Genomic DNA, 25,612 nt, shown 5'->3' with positions numbered 1-25,612 from the left:
AAGTATCTAAAGTTTTAGATACTTTTTTATTTGCTGAGAAATATCTTCTGAAATATTCAGCTTATGAATAATCCAGAAATATAAAACACCTATGAGCAGTGATTTTATTACAATATTAAATATAGGATGAAGCGGGAAATCCCAAAAATAAAACCCTAATAAAAATACCATTAAAATCAAGAGAATTTTCACTGAAGCAAAAGAGAAGGGTTGAATCTTAAATTTACTATTTACAAAAATCAATTTCACTGTATTGTAAATTGCAACCGCTAAAAATGTTGCTATTGCAGATCCTTCAATGCCATAAAGAGGAATATAAATATAGTTTAAAATAATAGCGAGTACAGCCAATAAAACCCCAAAAAATAAAACCATTCTATAATAATCGCTATTAAAAAGTATAGCATTATTATTTCCTAAAATATTGTCATACAGCTTCGCTAAGCTTACTAATAAAACTACAAATAGTCCTCCGGTAAATTGTTCTGGAAGAATCTCATACAATTTATTGATATTCAATATAATTAGAAGGAAGATAAATCCGCTTATAACCAACAAATTCAAAGAGCTTCGTTTATACAAATCTTCTAAAGCAATATGATCTTTTTCATTAAGATATTTCGCTGTTAAAGGCATCATGATTTGGTGCATGGCGCGCTGTGGTACGGCAATAACTGTGGCTATAAAAATGGCGACACTGTAATAGGCTACTTGCCCAATATCATCGACCATAATACCAATCATGAACTTGTCTATATCTAAAATTAGCATAGCTACAGAGCCAGCTATAATCATTAATCCTGAGTATTTTAAAATAGAAGGAAGCTTTTCAATTTTCTGAAATTTAAGCTTAGGAAATCTTACAGAATAGGCATACAATTTCATAATTAAAACCCTTAGCAAATACACACCTACCAAACCGTTAATAAATTGCTGAACAGTAAGCCATTTAAAGTAAACTGCAAAAAGTAAAACCATAATACAAACACGATGAAAAACTTCCTTCATCATGTTACCAAACACGGTTTTCATCTGCACTTTAGTCCAAGCAAAAAAGATTTCAAAATAAGCCATAGCTACAGCCAAAATAAGAATGTGCCATACGTAACTTTTTACAATCATATTCTCATTAGCCAAGAGATTACCAATAAAATCATAAGCAAAGAAGCCTATAATTGTAGCCGGAATAATAAAAACTAAAGGCAAAAAAAGCATCAAACTTAGAAAACTATTGATACTGTTTTTGGTTTTGTAGGAAGAGTAGAATTTTATTATGGCATTATGAACACCAAAAGCCATAAATGGCATCATAATATTAGCCGCAGAAAGTAAAAATGCTACTAAACCGTAGTAATCGTCCGTTAAAAAATTAGTGTAAAGAAACAGTGTATTAATGGCTCCAATACCAAAACCCAAATATGTACTTACTGTGTTTTTTAATGATTGGTTTAGAACAATTCCCATAGCTATACAAATTACAACTATTTCTTTAAATTACATACTTACTATCAAGTCTGCCAATTTTTTTGTAAGTGCTTTTCTACTGTAAGGTTGAAGACCAATAGCATTAACCTCTAAACTATTATTTTGATACGTATCAAAATAATTTAAAACCTGAAGTTTAAGTTCTCTTTTCTGATTATAACTGTAGTAATTCCCTGTGTTGGTTGAAGCAATTATTTTCTGAATATCACTTTCCTCAGGACCAATAGCTAAAATTGGTGTTTCGGAAATCATGTATTCAAACAACTTTCCTGGAATAATAGCTTTTGTGTCTTCAGAATCTATCTCAATCAGTAATAGTATTTGGGATTGCATCTGAAGTTTTATCGCTTCGTTATGACTAACATAGCCAACAATATTTAAGTGATTTTTTAAACCGTAATTATAAATAGACTCTATAACATCATCACTTACGACTCCTATTAATTTCAACTGAAACAATTTTGAAAATTCTTTGTTTTCAGCAACAAGTTCTGAAAATACTTCCCACAAAACTTTAGGATTTCGCTCAGATAATAACGACCCAATATGCGAGAATGTAAACAATTCATCCTTCCCTTCTACTCTTACGGAATGTGAATCATAGCCATTTGTAATAACAGTAATGGGTTGGTTTGTTTTTGTACTAAATTCTTTTTGAGTATTAAAACTTGTAACTAAAATTTGATCAGCCTTATTTAATACTGCCGATTCTAGTGCCTTATGTTTTTCTTGAGATGATTTAGTAAGTTTTAAATCTTTATGGTAACCAATCGTCGTCCAAGGATCTCTAAAATCTGCTAACCATTTTATATTCAATTTTTCTTTCAAATGAAGACCAATAAGATGCAAACTATGTGGAGGACCAGTAGTGATAACAGTTTCAATGTGATTTTCTTTGATGTATTCTGAAAGAAATTTTACCGAAGGCTTTATCCAATTCTTACGAGCATCTGGTATAAAATAGTTACCTCTTACATAGAGCATCAACTTTTCTAAAAAAGATTGTTTTTTTGCTTTTGGTATAACTCCTGAACTTATCTTTTTTGAACTCTTTTTAGAAAATACATTAGCTAAGCCATAGGGTTCACTAATAGGTTGTTTTAGAATAGTTATATCCTTTGGAATTTGAGAAATTAAACTATCGTCTACAATCGGATAATTAGGATTTTCAGGGCAATAGACAATTGGCTCTATATTGAAATCTGGTAAATATTTTACAAATTTCAACCAACGTTGTACACCTGGCCCACCTGCTGGTGGCCAGTAATATGTGATTATGAGTACTTTTAAGCCCATCCTAACCTTCCCAAAGGGAAGGGATTTTATTCTTGCAAAAGCAAGGTGTATTATTATTCTTCTCTCTTAATTTTAAAACCATAATATATTCCCAACAGCAATAAAATCCCAAAAACAGCAGAACTTGCTAATGCTATTTTACTTCCGGTTTCTACAACTTCCGGTTCAAACTTAAACTCTATGATATGGCTTCCTTTTGGCACTTCCATCCCTCTTAACACATAATTTACTCTTATATAAGGCATTAGTTCACCATCAACATAAGCACTCCAACCTTCACCATAATAGATTTCTGAGAATACAGCAAAACCATCATTTGAATTATTTGATTCGTATTTAAGGTAATTTGGTTTAAACTCTTTTAATGTTATTGAAGCTGTTGAATCAATAATAAATGTTTTTGATTTCTCAGCTGTAGACTGTGTTGTTATAGTTTCATTTTTAGTATCAAGACTATCCAATAATTTTATTTCTTTATTGGCATTTTCTACTTGTTTTAAACTAGACACAAACCAAGCATTACCATTAGCATCAGTATTGGTATAAGGAAATACCTGCCCTTGTTCTTCAGCGATGATATATTTGGTATTCAGCATATTTAAAACGTTCATATTGTTATTATAAATATGAAACTCCATTAAATCGTTATAACGCCCTAATTTGGCTGCGTGATATCCGAACAAAGAGTTATGAAAATAAGCTGCTCTTCCTGGTTGGCTTTGTCCTTGAGAAGACATATCTAAAACTCTAAAGTGAGCTTTGTCCTTTAAAATTTCTTTATCTGCCGCAGTGGCCTGATAAGGTCTATCAACTCTAATAGCAGATATAAAATCATCGTTATTTACATATTGCCTATCTACTGTCACTAAATCAAAAAGGATTAAGACCGCAAAAACAACAACCGTAAGATTCTCAGAAAGTTTTTTCTTTAAAAATAAGTAAATAGCACCTGCAGAAAGCAAAACTAAAATCAATGTTCTTATAGTGTCTGTTGTAAACAACGACATACGATCTTCAATAACGGCATTGATAAAAGGTCTACCATAAGCTTCAATATACTGATCATCTCTTAGTCCTTCAAAATCAAATAAAACCGATTTGAATAATAAGAATACAACAGCTAAACCTGCAGTTATTATGGTTGTAATTTTTAATGCTTTAAGCTTTTCTTCATTGGTTTTGGAATTATTAAACAAACGTACCAAAGCAAAAATTCCGAGTACAGGAATACACAATTCCAAAATAACCTGAATAGAACTTACCGCTCTAAATTTGTTATATAATGGCACATAGTCAATAAAAAAATCGGTTAAGAAACCTAGATTTTTCCCATAAGACAATAGTAATGAAAGTATAGTGCCACCAACTAGCCACCATTTCAACCTACCTTTCACAAGGAATAATCCTAAAACAAAAAGAAAAATAATAACTGCACCAACATAGGCAGGCGCTTCAACTATAGGCTGGTCGCCCCAATACATAGGTGCGTTTTTAGAAGCATCTAAAGCGTCCATTGGTGAAGCACCTAAATTGATGTATGCTTTATAGGTTTCAGAGTCTCTACCAACATCCTCACTATTACCTCCACCCATAAATTTTGGGATATATAGATTAAAGGTCTCTGCTATTCCATAGCTGTATTCTGTAATGTAGTCTTTATTTAAGCCCGAAGTCAATTCCTTTTTACTCCCATCAGGATTTATAGTGAGTTCACTTTTTCCTCTTGTACTCTCTTTAGCGTATTGTTGAGTTGCCATAAGACTTGTAGCGTTTAGACCAACTGCCATAATTCCTGCTAAAGCCAATAATCCAACAGATTTAAAATAATGAGGTAGAACGCTTTTTTTATAAGCATCTATTAAGTACGTAATTCCTAAAACTATAATTAAAAACAGCAAATAATAAGTCATCTGTGGATGATTAGCCACAATCTCTAAACCAGAAGCTACAACGGTAAGTAAGAATCCTAGAATATATTTTTTCCTAAATACCAATACGATTCCTGCTAAAACCAAAGGCATATACGCAATAGCATGGGCTTTTGAATTGTGACCTACTCCGAGAATTATAATAAGATACGTTGAAAAACCAAAAGCTATTGCTCCAAGAGCAGCTAATTTAAAATCTACTTTTAGTGATAACAGTAAGATGTAAAAACCTATAAAATATAAGAACAGATAATCTGCTGGTCTTGGTAAAAATCTTAAAGTTAAATCTAACTTCTTTATATAATTATGAGGGTATTTTGCACCGAGCTGATAGGTTGGCATTCCACCAAAAGCACTATTAGTCCAATAGGTTTCTTCACCTGTAGCTTCAGCAAATTCCTTTTGTTGCTGCGCCATACCAATGTAGTGCATTATATCGCTCTGAAATATCTTTTTACCTTGTAAAACTGGGCTAAAATATGCTAGGGAAAGTACCACAAAACCTATAATCATTAGGATGTGTGGTAAAAATCGTTTTAAAGAAAATGACATGTAGTAAGTTGGCTTAAATCATTAAAGTGGAAAATTAATCAATTTCTTCGTAATCGACATATTCTCCAACATCAGAATTTGATTGTTTATTCTGATTTGGCATTTTGTCAATTACAGTTTCACCTTCTTTAGATTTTTGCTGTTGTTTTTGATTTGCTTGATTTTGAAATCCTCCAAATTGCTGACCAAACTTTTCTTGTGCTTTTTTAGCAACAAAACGCATAAGTACTGGAGCAAAAAGGCGAGATAATATTTTTATCCCAAAATAAATGAGTAAGATAATTAAAATGGTTCTCAATAATCCCATGGCCGAAGCTTCTTGTATCATATTCTCTAATAATTATCAAAAATACAATTATACGTATTTATAATCCGTTATTATTCCTTAAAAAAACTATAAAATATCTATATTTGATTTTAAACCAAAAGAAAATGCAAACACTCAAATCATTTTTTTCTCTACTTATTTTATTGTCATTTAGTTATGTCTATGCACAGTATACGGAGGTTATCAATTCCAACAGACCAGGCGTCTCTAAAAGTGCTTTTTCTGTCGGAACAGGTGTTGTTCAATTAGAAGCAGGAGCTTTTACCGTAAATGAAGAACATGTGCCACTAAATTATGAGGTAAGTGGATTTGGATTTGATTTTGCTATTAGGTACGGTTTACTTTTTGAAGAACTAGAATTATCCTTAGACGGTGTTTATCAGAATGATACTTTTACTAACAACAATGCTGTAATACCTGTTGAAGATCCTCGTTCAAACATGAAGAACTTTACTCTAGGTGCAAAATATCTTATTTATGATCCTTACAAAAATGCAGAAGAAGCAAAACCTAATTTATATAGTTATCACGCCAATAGAAAGTTCCAATGGAAATCATTAATTCCAGCTGTTTCTATTTATGCAGGTGCTAATTTCGATACAAAAAATAATCCTTATACAGCTCCAGATGTTGAAGGATTCAGTCCTAAAATAATGGTAGCCACACAAAATAATTTTAACGGAGGATGGGTATTTGTAATGAATTTAATAAAAGATAGAATTGGTTCTGAATTTTCAGACTTTCAATATATTCTGACTCTAACACATTCTTTTACTCCTCAATGGGTTATTTTTGGAGAAGCTCAAGGTATTAAAAGTGATTTTTATGCAGATAATATATTTAGATTCGGTGGTGCCTATCTATGGACTAGAGATTTTCAATTAGACGCCAATATAGCCTTCAATACTAAAGATACTCCTTCTGTGTTCAATATTGCTTTTGGGGCTTCTTACAGGTTAGATTTCCATCAAGATAAGAAAATTGATAATGGCAATGGTAATGATGGAAATTTCAAAAAGAAACGAAAAAAGAAAAAGAAGAAAAAAGAAGAAAAAGTTAAAGTACTAGATGGTTTCGACAATTAGTCTTCAACTATAATTAATTTTTATGATTACAATTAAAGAAGCAGTCTCTAAAAAAGACTTAAAGGATTTTGTAAAGTTTCCTTTTAAAATCTATAAAGATTCCAAATATTGGGTTCCTCCTATTATAAAGCAAGAATTAGAAACCTTTGATAAAGATAAAAATCCTATTTTCAATGATGCCGAAGCTCGGTTTTTCCTAGCATATAAGGGTAATGAAATTGTTGGTAGAGTTGCAGCTATTGTAAATTGGTTAGAAATAAATAAACAGCAAATTAAGAAAATGCGTTTTGGCTGGTTTGATTTCATCGACGATCTCGAAGTTAGCAAAGCATTATTAGAAACCGTTGAAAATATTGGTAAAGAACACCAACTAGATTATGCTGAAGGACCAGTAGGCTTTTCTAACCTAGATAAGGTTGGGGTTTTAACAGAAGGATTCGATAGCCTTGCAAGTATGATAACATGGTATAATCATCCATACTATGTAAACCACTATAAGGCGCTTGGTTATGAAATTGAAAAAGAATATTCTGAAAGCAGGTTTCCATTTAGCAATGTAGATCCTGAAAGTTTTAGAAAAGCTCAAGCCTTAATCAAAAGACGTTATAAATTAAAAGCACTTTCTTTCACAAAAACCGAAGAGGTAATGCCTTGGGCGGATAAGATGTTTGATTTGTTTAATGAGTCTTACTCTTCACTGTCCTCTTTTGTTGAAATTACAGATATTCAAAAGGAATATTTTAAGAAAAAGTTCATCAGTTTTGTTAACCCAGAATATATAAAATTTGTCGTTGATGAAAATGAAAAGCTTATTGGTTTTGCTATTGTTATGCCAAAGTTTGCTGAAGCGTTGAGAAAAGCTAATGGTAAACTATTTCCATTTGGATTCACACATATATTAAAAGCGAAAAAGAACAGTAAAGACGTTATTTTTTACTTAATAGGTATTCATCCTGAATATCAAAACAAAGGTGTACATGCTGTTATTTTTAATGAATACTATGACATCTTTAAAAGCAAAGGTATCCAAAACTGTTATAGAACACCTGAACTTGAAGACAATGTGGCCATCCACAAAATATGGAAACACTTTGGCCCCGAAGTTTATAAAAGACGTAAAACCTTTAGAAAAAACTTAAATTAAAAAAAGCTACCGTAACGGTAGCTTTTTTATATGTCAAATAATAATATTTTAATTACTCTCCCATTGCTGCATTTAAAGCTGCAGACATTCTCTTGTAAGTTCCATTCACTAAACGCTCTCTAATAGCATCGAAAGCATCTAAGGTTTCTCTAACATCTTCTAAAGTATGTGTTGCCGTAGGAATCATTCTAAGCAAGATTAATCCTTTTGGTATAACAGGATAAACCACAATAGAACAGAATATTCCATGATTTTCTCTTAAATCCTTAACTAGTGCCATAGCTTCAGGAATACTTCCTTTTAAATATACTGGAGTTACACAACTTTGAGTTGTACCGATATCAAAACCTCTTTCTTTTAAACCAGATTGTAATGCATCTACAATTGTCCAAAGATTTTTCTTTAACTCTGGCATTGTACGCAACATATCTAAACGTTTTAATGCACCTACAACAAGTTGCATTTGTAAAGATTTGGCAAACATTTGAGAACGTAAATTATACTTTAAGTAATCAATGATTTCTTTATCACCAGCAATAAAAGCACCTGTACTCGCCATAGATTTTGCAAACGTAGCAAAATACACATCAATATCGTCTTGGACTCCTTGCTCCTCACCTGCTCCAGCACCTGTAGCTCCTAGCGTACCAAAACCATGCGCATCATCAACAAAAAGTCTGAAATTAAATTTTTTCTTTAGTTCAACAATTTCTTTGAGTCTTCCTTGTTCTCCTCGCATACCAAAAACACCTTCTGAAATCACTAGGATTCCACCACCAGTCTTCTCTGCCATTTTAGTTGCACGCTCCAAGTTTTTCTCTAAGCTTTCAACATCATTATGTTTGTATGTAAATCGTTTACCCATGTGTAAACGCACACCATCAATAATACATGCATGCGCATCAACATCATAAACAATAATATCGTCTTTAGATACTAAAGCATCGATTGTAGATACCATACCTTGGTATCCAAAATTCAAAAGATAAGCAGCTTCTTTACTAACAAATTCAGCAAGTTCATTTTGTAGTTGTTCATGAAGATCTGTATGGCCAGACATCATACGTGCGCCCATAGGATAAGCAGATCCGTATTGTGCTGCTGCTTCTGCATCAACTTTCCTTACTTCCGGATGATTCGCCAATCCAAGGTAATCGTTAATACTCCAAGTAATAACTTCTTTACCTTGAAACTTCATTCTATTAGAAATTTGACCTTCTAGCTTTGGGAAAACGAAATAGCCTTCTGCCTGAGCAGCCCATTTACCAAGTGGTCCTTTATCTCTATAAATCTTTTCAAATAAATCCTTCATGCGTTAAAATTGCTATTAATGCTTTTTTACCTGAAATAAAGCAAGTAAATAAACCATTAATTTATTGTTAATTTAATCTTGTTAGTTGCTGCAAAATTAATTAATAATATTATCACAGCATAATTTATTTAAAGTAACTATCCACCAAGTTTTAAACATAAAAAAACCTATCGCAACATGCATTGAGATAGGTTTTAGATATAGTTAGTAGTCTTACTTTACGTACTCTATTGTTGTGTGTACTTTATTTTTACTATCGAAAAAACCTTGATCTTCCATCCACTTATCATTGTACACTTTGCTCATGTATCTTGAACCGTGATCTGGAAAAACCACCACAACTTTATCTGTTGGCTTAAATTCGCCTTCTTCACTTAATTGTTTTACTGCTTGCATTGCTGCACCACTAGTGTAACCTACGAATAAACCTTCAGTATTTGAGATTTCTCTTGCTGTATGTGCGCTTTCCTCGTCAGTAACTTTTATAAACTTATCTATAACATCAAAATCTGTAGCTGTAGGAATAAGGTTTTTTCCTAAACCTTCAATTCTGTATGGATAAATTTCTTTATCATCAAACTCTCTAGTTTCATGATACTTTTTCAAAACAGAACCATAAGCATCAACACCAATGATTTTTACATTTGGGTTTTGCTCTTTTAAGTATTTTGCAATACCTGAGATAGTTCCACCTGTACCACTACATGCCACCAAATGCGTAATTTCACCATTTGTCTGATTCCAAATTTCTGGACCTGTACTGTTATAGTGTGCATCAATATTTAATTGATTGAAATATTGATTGATGTATATTGAACCTTTATTTTCTTCGTGAAGACGCTTTGCTACTTGGTAATATGAACGAGGGTCATCAGCGTTTACGTGTGCTGGACAAACGTAAACTTTAGCTCCCATAGACTTTAACATGTCTATTTTGTCTGCTGAAGATTTTGAACTTACTGCCAAAATACATTCATATCCTTTGATGATACTTACCATTGCGATACTAAAACCTGTGTTACCAGATGTAGTTTCTATGATTGTATCGCCTGGAGTTAAGATACCTTGACGCTCGGCCTCTTCAATAATGTGTAAAGCGATTCTGTCTTTAGATGAATGACCTGGATTAAATGCTTCAACTTTTGCATAAAACTCACCGTCTATTTCGGTTGTCATTCGATTCAGTTTGATAAGAGGTGTACTTCCAATTAGCTGAAGTACATTATCAAATACATTTTTGTTTTTGTCCATAAATGCTATTTATCGGTAATCAAGTTACTTGTTTTGACACCTAAAACCTCGCAAAAGTAACATTTTTTTTTGAATTAATCCGTGATTCCTTCTAAGTCTAATAAAAAAGCAAACTCTTCGGCATCTTCTTTTAGGCTTTCAAAACGTCCTGAAGCACCACCATGACCAGCATCCATGTTTGTTTTTAAATATAGTTTATTAGAATCTGTTTTCAACTCTCTTAATTTAGCCACCCATTTTGCAGGTTCCCAATATTGCACCTGTGAATCATGCAAACCTGTTGTTACCAACATATTTGGATAATTTTTAGCTTCAACATTATCGTAAGGTGAATACGACTTCATATAATTATAATAGAGTACATCATTAGGATTTCCCCATTCATCATATTCTCCCGTTGTTAATGGAATAGAATCATCTAACATAGTTGTTACTACATCTACAAATGGTACTGCTGCAATAACTCCATTATATAATTCTGGTGCTTCATTAATTACAGCTCCCATTAATAAGCCACCTGCACTTCCGCCCATGGCATACAAATGTTTAGACGACGTGTACTTTTCTTTTATTAAGTGAACTGAACATGCTATAAAATCTGAAAACGTATTTTTCTTCTGTAATAATTTACCATCTTCATACCAGCCACGACCTAAATATTCACCTCCTCTAATATGAGCAATAACATAGATAAAACCTCTATCTAATAAGCTTAATCTAATTGTAGAAAAATAAGGATCTACTGTAGAACCATAACTCCCATAAGCATACTGCAATAATGGATTATTGCCATCTTTTTTAATGTCTTTTCTATATACCAAAGACATAGGAATTTTAGCACCATCATTTGCAGTAGCCCAAATACGTTCTGAAGTGTAATTATCCTTATTGAACTTTCCTCCTAAAACTTCCTGTTCTTTTAAAACAGTTTTTATTTTGGTTCTCATATTAAATTCAATAACAGAAGATGGTGTTGTTAGTGAATTGTAACCATAACGAAGTAATTCTGTATCAAAATCGACATTTGTACCTGTATACGCTGTATAGGTTTCGTTATCAAACGGCAAATAGTAATCCTCTGCTCCATCCCATCTCATTATTCGGATTTCGTTAAGGCCATTACTTCTTTCGCTTACCACTAAATAATCTTTGAAAATATCTATATTTTCTAGCAATACATCTTTTCTATGTGGAATAACTTCTGTCCAACTTTCAATCTTAGTTTTGGTTTCTTCAACTTTCATTAATTTAAAGTTGGAAGCTTTATCCTTATTCGTTAGGATATAAAAATGATTATCGTAATGCGATATACTATATTCTAATCCTCTAATACGTTCTTGAAATACCTGAAATTTCTCATCGGGTTTGTCTGCATTAAGAATATGATATTCATTTGTTAACGTACTGTAACAAGCAATAATGATATATTTTCTAGACTTAGACTTGTAAACCGCAACACCAAAAGTATCATCACCTTCTTCAAACACTAGTTCGTCTTCAGTTTCACCTAACTTGTGCTTATAAATTTGATATGCTCTTAAAGTTACTTCATCTTTTTTAGTATAGAACAATGTTTTGTTGTCATTAGCCCAACTTGAAGAACCTGTAGTGTTTTCAATATCATCATTAAATACTTCATGCGTATCTAAACGTTTTACTTTTACAGTATAATTTCTTCTTCCTGTAGTGTCGACTCCATATGACACAAGTTTATTATCTGGACTTACACTAATTCCGGCCAACTTAAAATAACTGTGACCTTCTGCCATTTTGTTACAATCAAACATCAATTCTTCAGGGTTATCCAATGACTCCTTTTTACGAGTATATATTGGATAATCTTTACCTTTTTCGAATCTTGTGATGTACCAATAACCATTGTATTTATAAGGCACCGAAGAATCATCTTCTTTAATTCTGGCCTTCATCTCCTCAAATAAATCCTTTTGAAATTGCTTGGTATGAGCCATTTCAGAATCGCAATAGTCATTTTCTGCATTGAGATAATCTATCACCTCTGGATGTTCTCTGTCTTTCATCCAAAAATAATCATCTACTCTGACGTCTCCATGCTTTTCTAATTGATGAGGAATCTTTTTTGCTATTGGTGGCTTAATTTCTAATTTACCCATACACTGTTTTAGGAAATATTTATTCAAAAAGTGGCGCAATTTAGTAATTTTGTATTGTATTAATTTAAAATTGAAATTTTATGTTTGGAGATATGATGGGAATGATGAGTAAACTTAAAGAAGCTCAGAAAAAAGTTGAAGAAACTAAAGAACGCTTAAATACTGTTTTAATTGACGAATCTAGTAATGACGATAAGCTAAAAGTTACTATTACCGCTAATAGAGCCCTAAAGTCTATTGAGATAGATGGAGATTTATTACAGGATAAAGAAATGCTTGAAGATTATCTCATTCTTATAATTAACAAGGCCATTGAAAAAGCTACAAACGTCAATGAATCTGAAATTGCTGCAGTAGCAAAAGAAGGAATGCCTAATATTCCTGGTATGGATATGTTTAAATAATTGACTCATTTATAAAACTTTAAAAGCATCTCTTTCAAAATAAAGAGATGCCTTTTTTTTGTTACATTCTGATTTTCAGATACCTTAACTTATTATATATTCAATAAAATAGTCGTAAAAATGCATTTTTAGTCGACGAAATGATTTGACTGTGAATCCTACCTAATAGTTATACCGTTTATCTAAATTTTAAATTCGGAAAAATCTTTGCACATATATTTGACCCATTAATAATGCTATTAACCAAATTTCAATTTATGAAACAATTACTTAAATTATGTTTATTAATGGTGCTATTCATAATGGCATCATGTCAAAGCGAATCAGTTGACAACCAACAAAATGAAAATCAAGCTGAATTACGTTTTAAAGATGGTAACGTCATTTCTGATGGACTTTTAGAAGAAAAAGAATTAGTCTTTGATAAAGACAGTGAAAAATTAATAAAAACCTCTAATGAATTAGCTACTGCTAAAACAGGTTATTACGGCGGATACTATGGCGGTGGAAGTAATAACAATAGTGGATCAGATGCTTGTAGTATTGATACTATTGAAGCAATGCTTCCTAGCCAAGTTACAGTAACTACAACTGCAAAACCTGGGACTGACGCTTACTTTAATTTAACTATCAACGATAACTCAGGTTACTTATCTGGAACTAACATACCTGCTTGGTGTGCTGACCAGGATTTAAGTTTAAATAACAACGAGACTGTTGACTTTGACGTTTATTCTACTTACGGAGACTTACCTGAAGGAGTTTTTGAAAAGCCTCAAAACTTTGATAAAGTAAACTGGTTATTAAATCAAACTATTATTGGTGAGGAAAGTCCAAATGGACTTGGAGCATATAATTTTGGACATGTTCAATATGCTATTTGGCTATTAATTGACGATTCTGTTTGCTACGATTGTGTTTATTTAAGTGACCCAACAGGTAACTGGAATGACGACGGAAATGATGTTGCTCAAGCACATGAATTAAAGAGCTTAGCTTTATCTCAAGGTGCTGGTTTTACACCTAGCTGTGGTGAGCAAATGGCAATAGTACTTGTACCAGATGGTAAACAATCAGTAATCGTAACTAAAGAAGTTGAAGCTGATTCTTGTGAAGACTGTCTTGGTAAAGTTACCGACTTAACTCTTGAATGGGATTGGTATTACAACTATAGAGTTAAAATTTACCAACGTTACGAAAACACTTGTTATGCAGTAAAAATCTATGATCAAGTAGTAGGTCATGGTGACACAATTGATTTAAGTGGTGTTAACTGGAACGGAACATTCGGTGATTATGTTTATGTTTATGTAGGTAACTGTTATTACACTAAGTTTAGAACTGACTGTGATATCAATATAGGTCCTGGATATAAGCGTGGAGTACTAGAAGTGGTAAGTGGTGAAAGTTCTTTAGGAGGTGAATTATGTGAATACGAACCTTCTTACAACTGGTGCTGGTGGTGGTAGAAATCATTTTCTACACCTAAAAATAATATTAACAAGAGACCCAAAATTGGGTCTCTTTTTTTTACCTATTTATTACCGAATAAAAGGATTTAAAAGTCTAAAAGTCATGTAAAACATGTGCTGATTACTTAAAAACTTAGCTAAAATAACATATTGCAAACCCTCATAATCCTTACCTGGAAACTTATCTAAAGGATAAGCACTGGTATTTGACAGGTCTTGAATAACCTTTTTAATTTCAGATAATTTCATTTTGGATTTTAACATTCTTATCATCATAAAAAAGACAAATGACTGCTGTTTCACTTTAAGTCTTTCAATTGTTCTAAAATTAGAACTCTGATTTTCTACATCATTAATTATTGATTCAAAAACTACTGCTGCATTTCTGTTATCATCAATGACTTTGATATAATGAGAACTATTTCTATTTGTCATTGCTGAGTTTTTGGATAAATAATGTCTATGTATTTTAAAAGGGAGGTGGGCTATTTTTGAAGCTTTGAGAAATAATTGTATTGTGAAGATTGCATCTTCCATCCAGCGACCTTCAATAAACTTAATATTAGTTTTTAATAAAAAATCTTTTTTTATTAAGTACCACCAAACCTCATTTTTAACTTTATGATTTGCTATATAATCTAAGCCATTAAGTATTATATTTAAATAAAGTTTTTCAGAAAAAGTACTATCTTCAAAAGTACTTTTTGTTGATTTAGATTCGAAAGTCAATATATCTAAATCGTTATTTTTTGCAGTCTCTACCAATTGTCCCAAAACATTTCCTACTAAGTAATCGTCAGGGTCTATGAAATAAATGTAGTTTCCGTTGGCAACTTCCAGACCTTTATTTCTTGCACTTCCTACTCCTTCATTTTCTTTGTGTAAGGCTTTAATATTTTCAAATCTCTTTGAATATTTTTCTATTAATTTTTCAGAACTATCAGTTGAACCATCATTTACAATTATGATTTCATATTCTTTAGGACTTAAACCTTGTTTCAATATACTTTGAATGCAAGTATTTATGTATTCCTCAGAATTGTATACGGGAATAATAATACTTAGTTGCAAAGTCATAAAAATGATGAGTTAAATCGAATTTTCAAAAATTATAAAACCTTTAGTTTCTTTAGTTCATCAAATAAGCAGTAATGCATAGTATCTGTATAATCTAAATGTGTTACAATACGTAATTTATTACTTCCCATTCCTATAATTCTTATTCCTTTTTCATTTAACTGAGATAAGAATATATCTTCATTCACCTTTTCATTCAACTCAAAAATAACAATATTGGTCTCTATAGGCTCTACTTTTTTTATCCAAGAAAATGTTTCTAAGAGATCACCTATTTCCTTTGCTTTTTTATGGTCTTCAGAAAGTCTATCCAAATGATTGTCTAAAGCATAAAGTCCTGCAGCTGCTAAATATCCTACTTGCCTCATACCACCTCCTAAAATTTTACGAACCCTAAGAGCTCCTTTCATAAGTTCTTTTTTACCTACTAAAACAGAACCTATCGGACACCCTAAACCTTTACTTAAGCATACAGATATAGTATCGAATAATCCACCATAAAGTTTTGGATCCTCACCAGTGACAGCCATTGCATTCCAAAGTCTTGCTCCATCTAAATGATAACCAAGATGATGTTTATCTGCTACCTTTCTTATTTTTTTCAGCTCTTCAAAATCCCAACAAGCACCTCCACCTTTATTTGTTGTATTTTCAATTTCTATCAATGATGTCAATGGACTATGATAAAAATCTGGTGGATTAATAGATTCCTCAACCTGATCTGCTGTAAACATCCCTCTATGACCATCAATCAATTTACACGAAATCCCACTATTAAAAGAAGCTCCACCACCTTCATAATTATAAATATGTGCATACTTATCGCAAATAACCTGTTCACCAGGATTTGTATGTAGTTTCAATGCTGCTTGATTAGCCATGCTTCCTGTTGGAAAAAATAAGGCTTCATCCATACCAAACATATCAGCAATACGCGTTTCCAATTCATTCACAGTAGCATCTTCTTTGTACACATCATCACCAACTTTTGCATTCATCATAGCATCCAACATCATAGGTGTTGGTTTGGTTATAGTATCACTTCTTAAATCTATTATCATTCTTTTACTTTTGTGATAAAGCTACGGAATTTCTAAAAAAACAATTCAAAATTATGGCACTTAAATAAGGCCTATTATATTTGTATAAATTAAAATAGACTATGATAACATCAGATCAAATAAAAGATCTTAATTCCCGCCTAGATGCACTTAGGCAATATCTTTGACTTAGATGCCAAACTCATCGAAATAAGCAACGAAGAAGAGCAAACGTTTGACCCAAACTTCTGGAACGATTCTAAAAAAGCCGAACAGGTTATGCGTTCCCTAAGAGAAAAAAAGAGTTGGGTTAATGATTTTAATGCTGCAAAAACACTTTATGAAGATTTAGAGGTCATTTATGAGTTCTATAAAGAAGAGGAAGCTACTCTAGAAGATGTTGAAAACCGCTACAATAAAGCAATAAACGCTATTGAAAAGCTCGAGTTTAAAAACATGCTTTCTGAAGAAGGAGACAGTTTAAGTGCTGTTCTTCAAATCACTGCTGGTGCTGGTGGAACCGAAAGTTGTGATTGGGCAAGCATGCTTATGCGTATGTACCTAATGTATGCTGAAAAAAGTGGTTACAAAGTAAAAGAGCTTAACCACCAAGAAGGTGATGTTGCTGGTATAAAAACCGTAACCTTAGAGATTGAAGGCGACTATGCTTTTGGTTGGCTAAAAGGCGAAAACGGTGTTCACAGACTAGTTCGTATTTCACCTTTTGACAGTAATGCAAAACGTCATACTAGTTTTGCTTCCGTATATGTCTACCCTTTAGTAGATGATTCTATTGAGATTGAAATAAATCCCGCAGATATCGAAATTACAACGGCGCGATCAAGTGGTGCTGGTGGACAAAATGTCAATAAAGTTGAAACCAAAGTTCAGTTATTACACAAGCCTACAGGTATACAAATTCAATGTTCAGAAACACGCTCACAACACGATAACAGAGCCAGAGCATTACAAATGCTAAAATCTCAGCTATACGAAATTGAACTTCAGAAACAAATGGCTCAACGAGAAGATATCGAAGCAGGCAAAATGAAAATTGAATGGGGAAGCCAAATAAGAAATTATGTAATGCATCCTTACAAGTTAGTTAAAGACGTACGCACCACACACGAAACTGGTAATGTAGATGCCGTAATGGATGGGGATATTGAACCATTTTTAAAATCTTATCTTATGATGATGGGACAAAAAGATACGGCACAATAATTATAAAATTAAGGAGATGATAAAAATATATCACAATCCAAGATGCTCAAAATCTAGACAAGGGCTAGCTATATTAGAATCTTCAGGAAAAGAATTTCAAACCATTAAATACCTAGAAGAAAACATTGATGCTAAAGAACTTAAATCTATAGTAGAAAAACTAGGAATAAGCCCTTTAGAACTTGTTAGAAAAAATGAAGCCATCTGGAAATCTGAGTTTAAAGGCAAAGATTTAAGTGACAACGAAGTTATCGAAGCTATGATTAATAATCCTAAATTAATTGAGCGCCCTATAGTAGTAAATAAAGAAAAAGCTGTTGTAGGAAGACCGCCAGAATTGATTTCAAAAATTATATAAGTATGAAAAAAACAATATTATTCTTATTCTTGTTAACAAGTCTTTCTGCATTAGGACAACGCTCTAGAAATATAGGCAGAGTACCTGCAAATACTGAACCTACCGAGCAAGAAATAGAAAAAAGAGAGCGTGAAATGGAAGAGCGTAGAGAAGAATATGTTCTAAACTTCCTTTCCACTTTAGAAGCTGATGATTTTCAAAAACAGATATTAAAACAGAAGATCTATAGTTTTTTCGAAGCTAAGATCGCTATTTTCAAAACACAATTTGAGCACAGCCTTGATAGAAAAGAAGCTATTAAAAAGTTAGAAGAAACTCACTTTAAAGAATTGGAAGAACTCATTTCGGAAAATGACATGAAAAAAATCAAAGAAATGATTAAAGGTGACTTTGATGAAAAAGACGTTATTAAAGATAAAAAGAAAAAAAAACGTAAAAAAAGAAAAGACAAAGACAATTGAGAATTAGGTTACTATTGCTTTTAACTATTTCGAATTAAAGAAATCAATTCTGCTTTAACAAAAGATTAACCGATTACAATAAGGGTAAGTGTATTTTTGTGGCGATTAAAAAACCGCTATGAAAATATACTTACCTTTTTTGCTTTTACTTGTATTTAATTTCTCTTTTTCACAGAAAGACGTCACAGTAAAAGGTACTGTAGTAGAGCAAGGCTCTAACTACCCTTTAGAATATGCCACTATTACTTTTACGAGTAAATCTGATAACAAAACCGTTACTGGTGGTATAACTGATAGTGAAGGAAAATTTAATGTAGACTTAGAATCTGGAGTTTACGATATTGCGGTAGAGTATATCTCATATAAAACTAAAAACTACTATAACAAAACCATTTCTGAAGATATCAATCTCGGTACTGTTGCTCTCGATTTAGATATAGAATCCTTAGATGAAGTTGAAATTGTCGCTGAGAGTACAACCGTAGAAATAAAATTAGACAAAAAAGTATACAATATTGGTAAGGACTTAACTACAGCTGGTGGTACCGTAAGTGATGCACTTAATAATGTTCCGTCTGTAGCTGTTGATATTGATGGCGCTATAAGCTTGAGAGGTAACGAAAACGTAAGAATTCTTATTAACGGAAAACCATCAGCAATGGCAGGTTTTGGAGATAGCAATATTCTTAGTCAACTTCCCGCAGAAGCTATAGAACGTGTAGAAGTTATTACCTCACCTTCTGCAAGGTATGATGCTGAAGGTACTGCTGGTATTTTAAATATCATTCTTCGTCAAAAAGAAACTTTAGGATTTAACGGATCTGTAAATCTTACTATTGGTAATCCAGATAATCTAGGGGTTTCTGCTGCTATAAATTACCGTACAGAGAAATATAACCTTTTCTCTAACTTTGGGTGGCGTTATTTTGATGCGCCAAGAAATAGTTTTAATGATATCACGTATTTTGATCAACTTGATGAAGATAACAATCTTGTAGAGCCTGAGTTTAGAAGAATTCGTGAAGATCAAGAGGTAGAAAGACTCAATAGAAATTATAATGCCAACATAGGTATGGAATACTTTCTAAGTGAATCGTCTTCTTTAACAGGTAGCTTTTTCTATAGACTTGGTAGCGATGCAGATTTATCCTTAAATAGTAGTGAACGTTTTAATGATGGTAGCATTGTAGAAGAAACATTACGTCGCGAAAAACAAACTGAACAAGACAATAGATATCAAGTAGCTTTAAACTACGTGAAACGTTTTGGCGAGGACAGCGACCATAAATTAACAGCTGATTTTCAATTTGAAAATTCTTCAGAAGAAGGTTTTACAAATTATAATGAAGATTACATTTTTACAAACCAAACAAATCCTACTGGTATACAAAGCGAACAAGAAACTACTACCGAAGATCAAAAGGAATATTTACTCCAAGCTGATTATGTTTTACCATTAGGTGAAGACTCTCGTTTTGAAGCAGGTTATAGAGGTAATTTTGAAAATGAGGTTACTGATTATGTTCTTGAACAAGAAAATTTAGCTAATGGCGACTTAGAAGTTAATGATGTTTACACCAATGTTTTTGATTATGATCAAAATGTAAATGCTATTTATTCTCAGTATGGTAATAAGTTTGGTAAATTTTCTTTCCTATTAGGGTTACGTTTAGAACATACACAACTTAAAGGAACAATAGATTCTAGATTAACAGATGAAGAACTTGTAGAAGAATTTGGTTTTCCTATTGAAACAGATTTCAATAACAACTATTTAGGCCTTTTCCCTACAGTTAATTTAATCTATAATTTAGGTGGTAGCGATTCAGACAGCGAAGAAAGTATAACTGTAGGTTATAATAGAAGAATTAACCGTCCGCGCAGTTGGTTTATCAACCCATTCCCTTCTAGATCTAGTAGAACTAACGTTTTTCAAGGGAACCCAAATTTAGAACCTGCTTTTTCAAGTACATTCGATTTAGGGTATCTTAGACGTTGGGAGATATTTACATTAACAAGTTCTATTTACTATCAACATGAAACGGATTCATTTGAGCGAGTTGAAGAAAATACAGGTCAACAAACATCTGATGGCATAGATATTATTAGAACAATACCTGTAAACCTTTCAACAAATAACAGGACTGGTGCAGAATTAGGATTCTTATACAACCCTGCAAAATGGCTTAGATTAAATTCTAGTTTTAACTTTTTTCAATTCGAAACTGAAGGTGAATTCAACGGTGTAGATTATAGTACAAAAAATACAAGCTGGTTCGCTAGATTTAGCTCTAAAGTTACTATGCCATGGAAAATAGATTGGCAAACTAACGCTTTCTACAGAGGTGCCAGACAAGATGCTCAATCAGATACAGATGGTATCTTATCCATAGACTTAGCTTTCAGTAAAGAAATCTTAAACAATAGAGGAACGTTATCTCTTAACGTAAGAGACTTATTAAACTCAAGAAAACGTCAAGCTTTAACAACTACAGACTTCTTTACTAGATATAACGAATCTCAGTGGAGACAGCGCCAAATCAACCTATCCTTTATCTATAGATTCAATCAACAATTGAATAAAAGAGAAGGTTCGAGAAGAGGTCAAAATGGTGGCGGAGATGACGATTTTGATTTCGAAGGTTAGCAAAAACTATAATATTTTAGCAATTATATGATGGATATCATTTAGCCAAATTCAATTTTTGGCTAAATTGCTAAGATGAATACCATTGCTGAACGCATCTATGACTTTCTAAAAGGTTTTCCGCCTTTCAATATGCTTTCTCGCGAACAACTGTTCGCTATTTCTAAAGCTGTGGAAGTGATTTATGTTGAAAAAGATCAAACAGTTTTCTCTATAAATCAAAGTATTGAGTCTAATTTCTATGTTGTCAAAGATGGAGCGATTGGTCTTTATTCTGAAGAAAACACTTTAGTTGATAAGTGTGACGAAGGTGATATTTTTGGTCTAAGAGCACTAATCAGAACAGGCACTTATATTCTAGACGCCAAAGCTATTGAAGAAAGTGTGTTATATAGTATATCATCAGAAATTTTGAACGAATTCATCACAACTAATAGTGATGCTTCAAAATTTTTAATGCAAAGCTTTGTTTCTAATGTAAAACCTTCAGACAGAAATAAAACTAGAACTGAGCTAGAATTAGATGGTTCTCTAAATCTCCCTGAATTACAATCTGCAGACTATTCCAAAAATCCAATTACATGTAGCCTAAACTCAACTATAAAAGAAGCTGCATCTATAATGACCGAAGCTCATGTTGGTTCAATTGTTATTGTTGAAAACAAGAAGCCTGTAGGTATAATAACTGACAAAGATTTAAGAACAAAAATCGCAACAGGAAAAGTGGATATTCAGCAAACCGTCGAAGCCATTATGTCTTCTCCTGTAAAAACATTTCCAGAGAATATAAGTGTTTCAGAAGCACAAATTGCAATGCTTAAAAATAGAATTACTCACCTTTGTATTACAAAAGATGGTACTACAAATTCTGAGCTAACAGGTATACTTTCTGAATATGATATTATTGTTTTAAGAGAAAATAATGCGTCATCTTTAGTAAAAGAAATAAAACGAAGTACAGCTGTTGATCAGCTCAAAAATATAAGAGAACGTACCGAAGACTTGCTTCAGCGTTACCTAAAACAAGATATTCCAATTGACTTTGTGGCCCGAATGGTTTCCGCTATTAATAATGCTATTACGCAAAAAGTAATTGAATTGTCTATTGATAAAATGAACAAAAAGCCACCTGTAAATTTTGCTTGGCTGGCCATTGGAAGTCAAGGTCGTGAAGAACAATTACTGCTCACCGACCAAGATAATGCTTTGGTTTATGAAGATGTTTCTAAAGAAAAAAATGAAACCGTAAAACCATATTTTTTAGAGCTTTCAAAACATATCAATAAAGCTTTGAGTATAGTTGGATTTGAATTGTGCCCTGCACATATGATGGGTAGCAATCCTAAATGGTGCAATTCGGTTTCAGAGTGGCAAGCGCAATTTAAAAGTTGGATTACCACACCAGATCAAGACAATTTAATGCTCTGCACTATTTTCTTTGATTACGATTATGTATATGGTGATACAAAATTGGTCGAAAAACTATCTGAACATATTTTTGAAACCATTGAACATAATTCAATTTTCTTGAGTTATTTAGGCAGAAATGCACTACAAAACCCACCTCCATTGAGCTTCTTCAGACAGTTTTTAGTTGAAGATAATGGTGAACACAAAGATCAATTTGATATTAAAGCTAGGGCAATGATGCCTTTGGTTGATGCTGCTCGGCTACTCATTTTATCTCACAATATTAAGTCTGTAAATAACACTGTTAATCGTTATGAAAAATTAATAGAATTAGAACCCGAAAACAAAGACACTTATTTATTCTGCATAGAAGCTTTCAAAGACTTATTGCGCTTTAGAACAGAACAAGGTCTTGCCAATTCTGACTCTGGTCGCTTTATAAATTTGGTGGACTTGAGTAAAAGCGATCGATTGAAACTAAAACGAAGTTTTAAAGCTGTTAAAGCTATCCAAGAATTGATAAAAATGCGTTTTAAGCTTAATCAATTGATGTAATATGGGTTGGTTTAGTAGAAAATCATATCCCAAATTTTGGGAAGATTATACTTCAAAATTCAAGAATTCTGAAGAAAACCTAGAAGCTATAAGATTTATAGTTTTTGATACCGAAACTACCGGCTTAGATCCAAAAAATGATAGGATTTTATCTATTGGCTGTATTGCGATAATTCACCTAAAAATTAGAGTTTCAGATCAGTTTGAATATTATTTAGAACAAGAACATTTCAATTCTGAAACTGTAAAAATCCATGGTTTATTGAAAGAAGGTAAGCTCAATAAAGTTGAGGAAGAAAATGCCATCATTGAATTTTTAAATTATGTTGAAAATAGTGTTTTAGTAGCACATCATGCCGCATTCGACATTGCTATGATAAACAATGCTTTAAAACGTATGGAGTTACCAAAACTGAAGAATAAATCTTTAGACACTAGCCATCTATTCAATAAAACCAGACTAGATACTAGTAAAGCTCATTTTAGTCTAGACGAATTAGCTGAGCGTTTTAAAATTCCACTTCACGATAGACATACTGCTTCAGGAGATGCTTATATCACTGCACTCCTATTCTTAAAATTGGTATCCATTCTTAACAAAAATGGGAGTTTAAAATTGAAAGATTTATTAAAACCTGAACGAAGAGGTTTATTATAAAAAGAGGCACACTTTGCAAATAAGTGTGCCTCAACCTAACTAATTAAAATAAATAAAAGAATTAAATCACATCCTCTTCTAACAATTTAAATTATCTTAAAGCTTTACGCTACAGCTGTCAATTTTTTCTTCTTGGGTGCTGCTTCAGTCTCAAACTGATTAGACGTGTTTTTAGAACCTCCAGCTTTTAATGCATTATCACCTGCAAAGAATGTTTTATGATCATCACCAAGGTCTGAGCCTGCCATTCTTTGATGTTTTACACAAGACACTGTTTTTCTAATTTCTTGACGCTGCACATCTCTTACATAAGCCAGCATACCTTCATCTCCAAAATAACCTTCTGTTAAATTGTTCATGTGTAAAGCTGTTGTGTGGTATGTTGGTAACGTAATTAAATGGTGGAAAATACCTGCCTCTCTTGCTCCATCAATTTGGAAAGTTCGTATCTTTTCATCAGCACGATGACATAATTCTGTTCCATCATATTGTGCATCCATTAAGTTATTTCTATCATAAGCTGTCATGTTTTCACCTTCAGCTAGCATTTCTTCAAATACTTGATTGCGGAAATTTAAGGTCCAGTTGAATGATGGAGAATTATTATAAACCAATTTAGCATTCGGAACAACTTCCTTAACTCTATTCATCATATGAGCAATTTGCTTCACATTTGGTGTTGGAGTTTCAATCCATAACAAGTCCGCTCCATGTTGCAAACTCGTAATACAATCTAGCACTACTCTATCAATATTAGATCCATCTTTGAATTTATATAAACCATTAGGTAGTCTCACTGGTTTTGTCAATTTTCCGTCTCGTTTTAGCAATACCTCATCTTCTTTTACATCCTCAATAGCCACTTCTTCAGCTTCTACAAAAGCGAGATATTTTGAAGCTAAATCACCTGGCTCTTTACTCACAGGTAATTTTTGGGTTAGTCCCGCTCCTTCAGAATCTGTTCTTGCTACAATAATACCATCATCAACACCTAATTCTAAAAAGGCATAACGAACCGCATTTAGCTTTGAAATAAAATCTTCATGAGGAACCGTTACTTTACCATCTTGATGACCACATTGTTTAGCATCAGAAACCTGATTTTCTATCTGAATAGCGCAAGCACCAGCTTGAATCATTTTCTTTGCCAATAAATATGTTGCTTCCTCATTTCCAAAACCTGCATCAATATCTGCAATAATTGGAACAACATGAGTCTGAAAATTATCTATTTCTGCTTGAACATCCTCACCATTTTCTAATCTTCTAAATAAATCATTCAACTCTATGGCATCTGCCTGACGGAGGAAATCATAAATCTCAGCAATTAATGCTGGTACAGCTGTTTTTTCGTGCATAGATTGATCTGGTAATGGTCCAAATTCTGAGCGTAAGGCCGCAACCATCCAACCAGATAAGTACAAATATTTTTTATCAGTCGTCTTGTGATGCTTTTTCACTGCAATCATTTTTTGCTGCGCTACAAAACCATGCCAACACCCTAAAGATTGTGTATATTGAGAGTTGTCTGCATCATACGCTGCCATATCTTTTCTCATTACGCTTGCTGTATATTTAGCTATGTCTAATCCTGTTTTGAATCGGTTTTGAGCAGCCATTCTTGCTGCACTTTCAGGATTGATTGCATTCCACGTGTCACCGTACTTTTGTTTTAGGTCTTTCACGGTTTGTAATGCAGAACTGTACTTAGTTTCTGATAAATTTTTCATAAATTTGTAATTAACGATTATTAAATATGAGTCCCGTTTGAATGTTGCCGCATTCGCGGGATT

Annotated in this window: 20 protein-coding genes; 10 read left to right on the top strand and 10 right to left on the bottom strand. The window is 32.7% G+C overall.

All coding sequences use genetic code 11. The annotated features are described in order from the left end of the window. Positions 1-6: 6 nt before the first annotated feature. The 4 genes from AC2H4K_RS15470 to AC2H4K_RS15455 are packed head-to-tail and all read right to left on the bottom strand — an operon-like array spanning position 7 to position 5,589. Positions 7-1,464: an oligosaccharide flippase family protein gene (locus tag AC2H4K_RS15470; RefSeq protein WP_281139632.1), complete on the bottom strand. Its 1,458-nt coding sequence runs from the start codon at positions 1,462-1,464 to the stop codon at positions 7-9. 30 nt (positions 1,465-1,494) lie between these two features. Then, positions 1,495-2,781: a glycosyltransferase family protein gene (locus AC2H4K_RS15465; RefSeq protein WP_493742587.1), complete on the bottom strand. Its 1,287-nt coding sequence runs from the start codon at positions 2,779-2,781 to the stop codon at positions 1,495-1,497. Between the two features lie 53 nt (positions 2,782-2,834). After that, complete coding sequence (locus tag AC2H4K_RS15460) at positions 2,835-5,261, bottom strand: YfhO family protein (RefSeq protein ID WP_493742586.1); 2,427 nt, start codon at positions 5,259-5,261, stop codon at positions 2,835-2,837. A gap of 34 nt (positions 5,262-5,295) precedes the next feature. Beyond that, entirely contained in the window at positions 5,296-5,589 is a 294-nt protein-coding gene (locus AC2H4K_RS15455) for a DUF4834 family protein (protein WP_493742585.1), read from the bottom strand. A 104-nt stretch (positions 5,590-5,693) separates the two neighbouring features. On the opposite strand from AC2H4K_RS15455, the gene AC2H4K_RS15450 reads away from it, so the two are divergent. Both AC2H4K_RS15450 and AC2H4K_RS15445 read left to right on the top strand, forming a co-directional pair. Beyond that, positions 5,694-6,674 (top strand): transporter, encoded by a 981-nt coding sequence (locus tag AC2H4K_RS15450; RefSeq protein ID WP_493742584.1) that lies wholly within the window; start codon positions 5,694-5,696, stop codon positions 6,672-6,674. A gap of 22 nt (positions 6,675-6,696) precedes the next feature. Next, a complete protein-coding gene (locus tag AC2H4K_RS15445; RefSeq protein ID WP_493742583.1) occupies positions 6,697-7,818 on the top strand; it encodes a GTP cyclohydrolase in 1,122 nt (373 codons plus the stop codon). A 52-nt stretch (positions 7,819-7,870) separates the two neighbouring features. Here AC2H4K_RS15445 and capB read toward each other — a convergent pair whose 3' ends face one another. From capB to AC2H4K_RS15430, 3 genes are all read right to left on the bottom strand, one after another. Further along, on the bottom strand, positions 7,871-9,130 hold the full coding sequence (gene capB / locus AC2H4K_RS15440; RefSeq protein ID WP_493742582.1) for a cysteate-C-fatty acyltransferase: 1,260 nt from the start codon (positions 9,128-9,130) through the stop codon (positions 7,871-7,873). 213 nt (positions 9,131-9,343) lie between these two features. Continuing rightward, positions 9,344-10,381 carry a cysteate synthase gene (capA, locus tag AC2H4K_RS15435; RefSeq protein WP_281139639.1) on the bottom strand — a complete coding sequence of 346 codons (1,038 nt, stop codon included), beginning with the start codon at positions 10,379-10,381 and terminating at the stop codon, positions 9,344-9,346. 74 nt (positions 10,382-10,455) lie between these two features. Then, a complete protein-coding gene (locus AC2H4K_RS15430; RefSeq protein ID WP_281139640.1) occupies positions 10,456-12,513 on the bottom strand; it encodes a S9 family peptidase in 2,058 nt (685 codons plus the stop codon). An 80-nt stretch (positions 12,514-12,593) separates the two neighbouring features. Between AC2H4K_RS15430 and AC2H4K_RS15425 the strand changes: the two genes are divergently transcribed. Together AC2H4K_RS15425 and AC2H4K_RS15420 are read left to right on the top strand one after the other, a co-directional pair. Then, on the top strand, positions 12,594-12,917 hold the full coding sequence (locus AC2H4K_RS15425) for a YbaB/EbfC family nucleoid-associated protein (protein WP_281139641.1): 324 nt from the start codon (positions 12,594-12,596) through the stop codon (positions 12,915-12,917). Between the two features lie 257 nt (positions 12,918-13,174). After that, entirely contained in the window at positions 13,175-14,386 is a 1,212-nt protein-coding gene (locus tag AC2H4K_RS15420; protein ID WP_281139642.1) for a hypothetical protein, read from the top strand. A 72-nt stretch (positions 14,387-14,458) separates the two neighbouring features. Here the strand turns inward: AC2H4K_RS15420 and AC2H4K_RS15415 are convergent, their stop codons facing one another. Both AC2H4K_RS15415 and AC2H4K_RS15410 read right to left on the bottom strand, forming a co-directional pair. Next, a complete protein-coding gene (locus tag AC2H4K_RS15415) occupies positions 14,459-15,466 on the bottom strand; it encodes a glycosyltransferase (RefSeq protein ID WP_281139643.1) in 1,008 nt (335 codons plus the stop codon). A gap of 32 nt (positions 15,467-15,498) precedes the next feature. Next, complete coding sequence (locus AC2H4K_RS15410) at positions 15,499-16,527, bottom strand: threonine aldolase family protein (protein WP_281139644.1); 1,029 nt, start codon at positions 16,525-16,527, stop codon at positions 15,499-15,501. Between the two features lie 101 nt (positions 16,528-16,628). Between AC2H4K_RS15410 and prfB the strand changes: the two genes are divergently transcribed. The 6 genes from prfB to AC2H4K_RS15380 all read left to right on the top strand — a co-directional run bounded on the left by prfB (position 16,629) and on the right by AC2H4K_RS15380 (position 23,819). Beyond that, positions 16,629-17,730 (top strand): peptide chain release factor 2 gene (prfB, locus tag AC2H4K_RS15405; protein ID WP_281139645.1). Its coding sequence is split into 2 segments (ribosomal slippage): positions 16,629-16,691 and positions 16,693-17,730, totalling 1,101 coding nucleotides; the frame shifts between segments, so codons are not numbered across the junction. Between the two features lie 16 nt (positions 17,731-17,746). Continuing rightward, positions 17,747-18,088, top strand: a complete 342-nt coding sequence (gene arsC, locus AC2H4K_RS15400) for an arsenate reductase (glutaredoxin) (RefSeq protein WP_281139646.1) — start codon at positions 17,747-17,749, stop codon at positions 18,086-18,088. A gap of 2 nt (positions 18,089-18,090) precedes the next feature. Further along, positions 18,091-18,549, top strand: a complete 459-nt coding sequence (locus tag AC2H4K_RS15395; RefSeq protein WP_281139647.1) for a hypothetical protein — start codon at positions 18,091-18,093, stop codon at positions 18,547-18,549. Between the two features lie 118 nt (positions 18,550-18,667). Beyond that, complete coding sequence (locus AC2H4K_RS15390) at positions 18,668-21,196, top strand: TonB-dependent receptor (RefSeq protein ID WP_281139648.1); 2,529 nt, start codon at positions 18,668-18,670, stop codon at positions 21,194-21,196. A 75-nt stretch (positions 21,197-21,271) separates the two neighbouring features. Further along, a complete protein-coding gene (locus tag AC2H4K_RS15385) occupies positions 21,272-23,161 on the top strand; it encodes a DUF294 nucleotidyltransferase-like domain-containing protein (protein WP_493742581.1) in 1,890 nt (629 codons plus the stop codon). Between the two features lies 1 nt (position 23,162). Next, the gene (locus AC2H4K_RS15380; protein WP_281139650.1) at positions 23,163-23,819 is read left to right on the top strand and encodes a 3'-5' exonuclease; all 657 of its coding nucleotides are present in this window, start codon (positions 23,163-23,165) and stop codon (positions 23,817-23,819) included. Positions 23,820-23,923: 104 nt separating this feature from the next. Here the strand turns inward: AC2H4K_RS15380 and AC2H4K_RS15375 are convergent, their stop codons facing one another. Beyond that, on the bottom strand, positions 23,924-25,549 hold the full coding sequence (locus tag AC2H4K_RS15375; RefSeq protein WP_281139651.1) for an isocitrate lyase: 1,626 nt from the start codon (positions 25,547-25,549) through the stop codon (positions 23,924-23,926). Between the last annotated feature and the right edge of the window lie 63 nt (positions 25,550-25,612).

The sequence above is a fragment of the Winogradskyella sp. 266wxhm genome (assembly GCF_058964685.1).
Note: the sequence above shows the minus strand (reverse complement) of the source record. Positions and strands in the feature narration are given on the sequence as shown.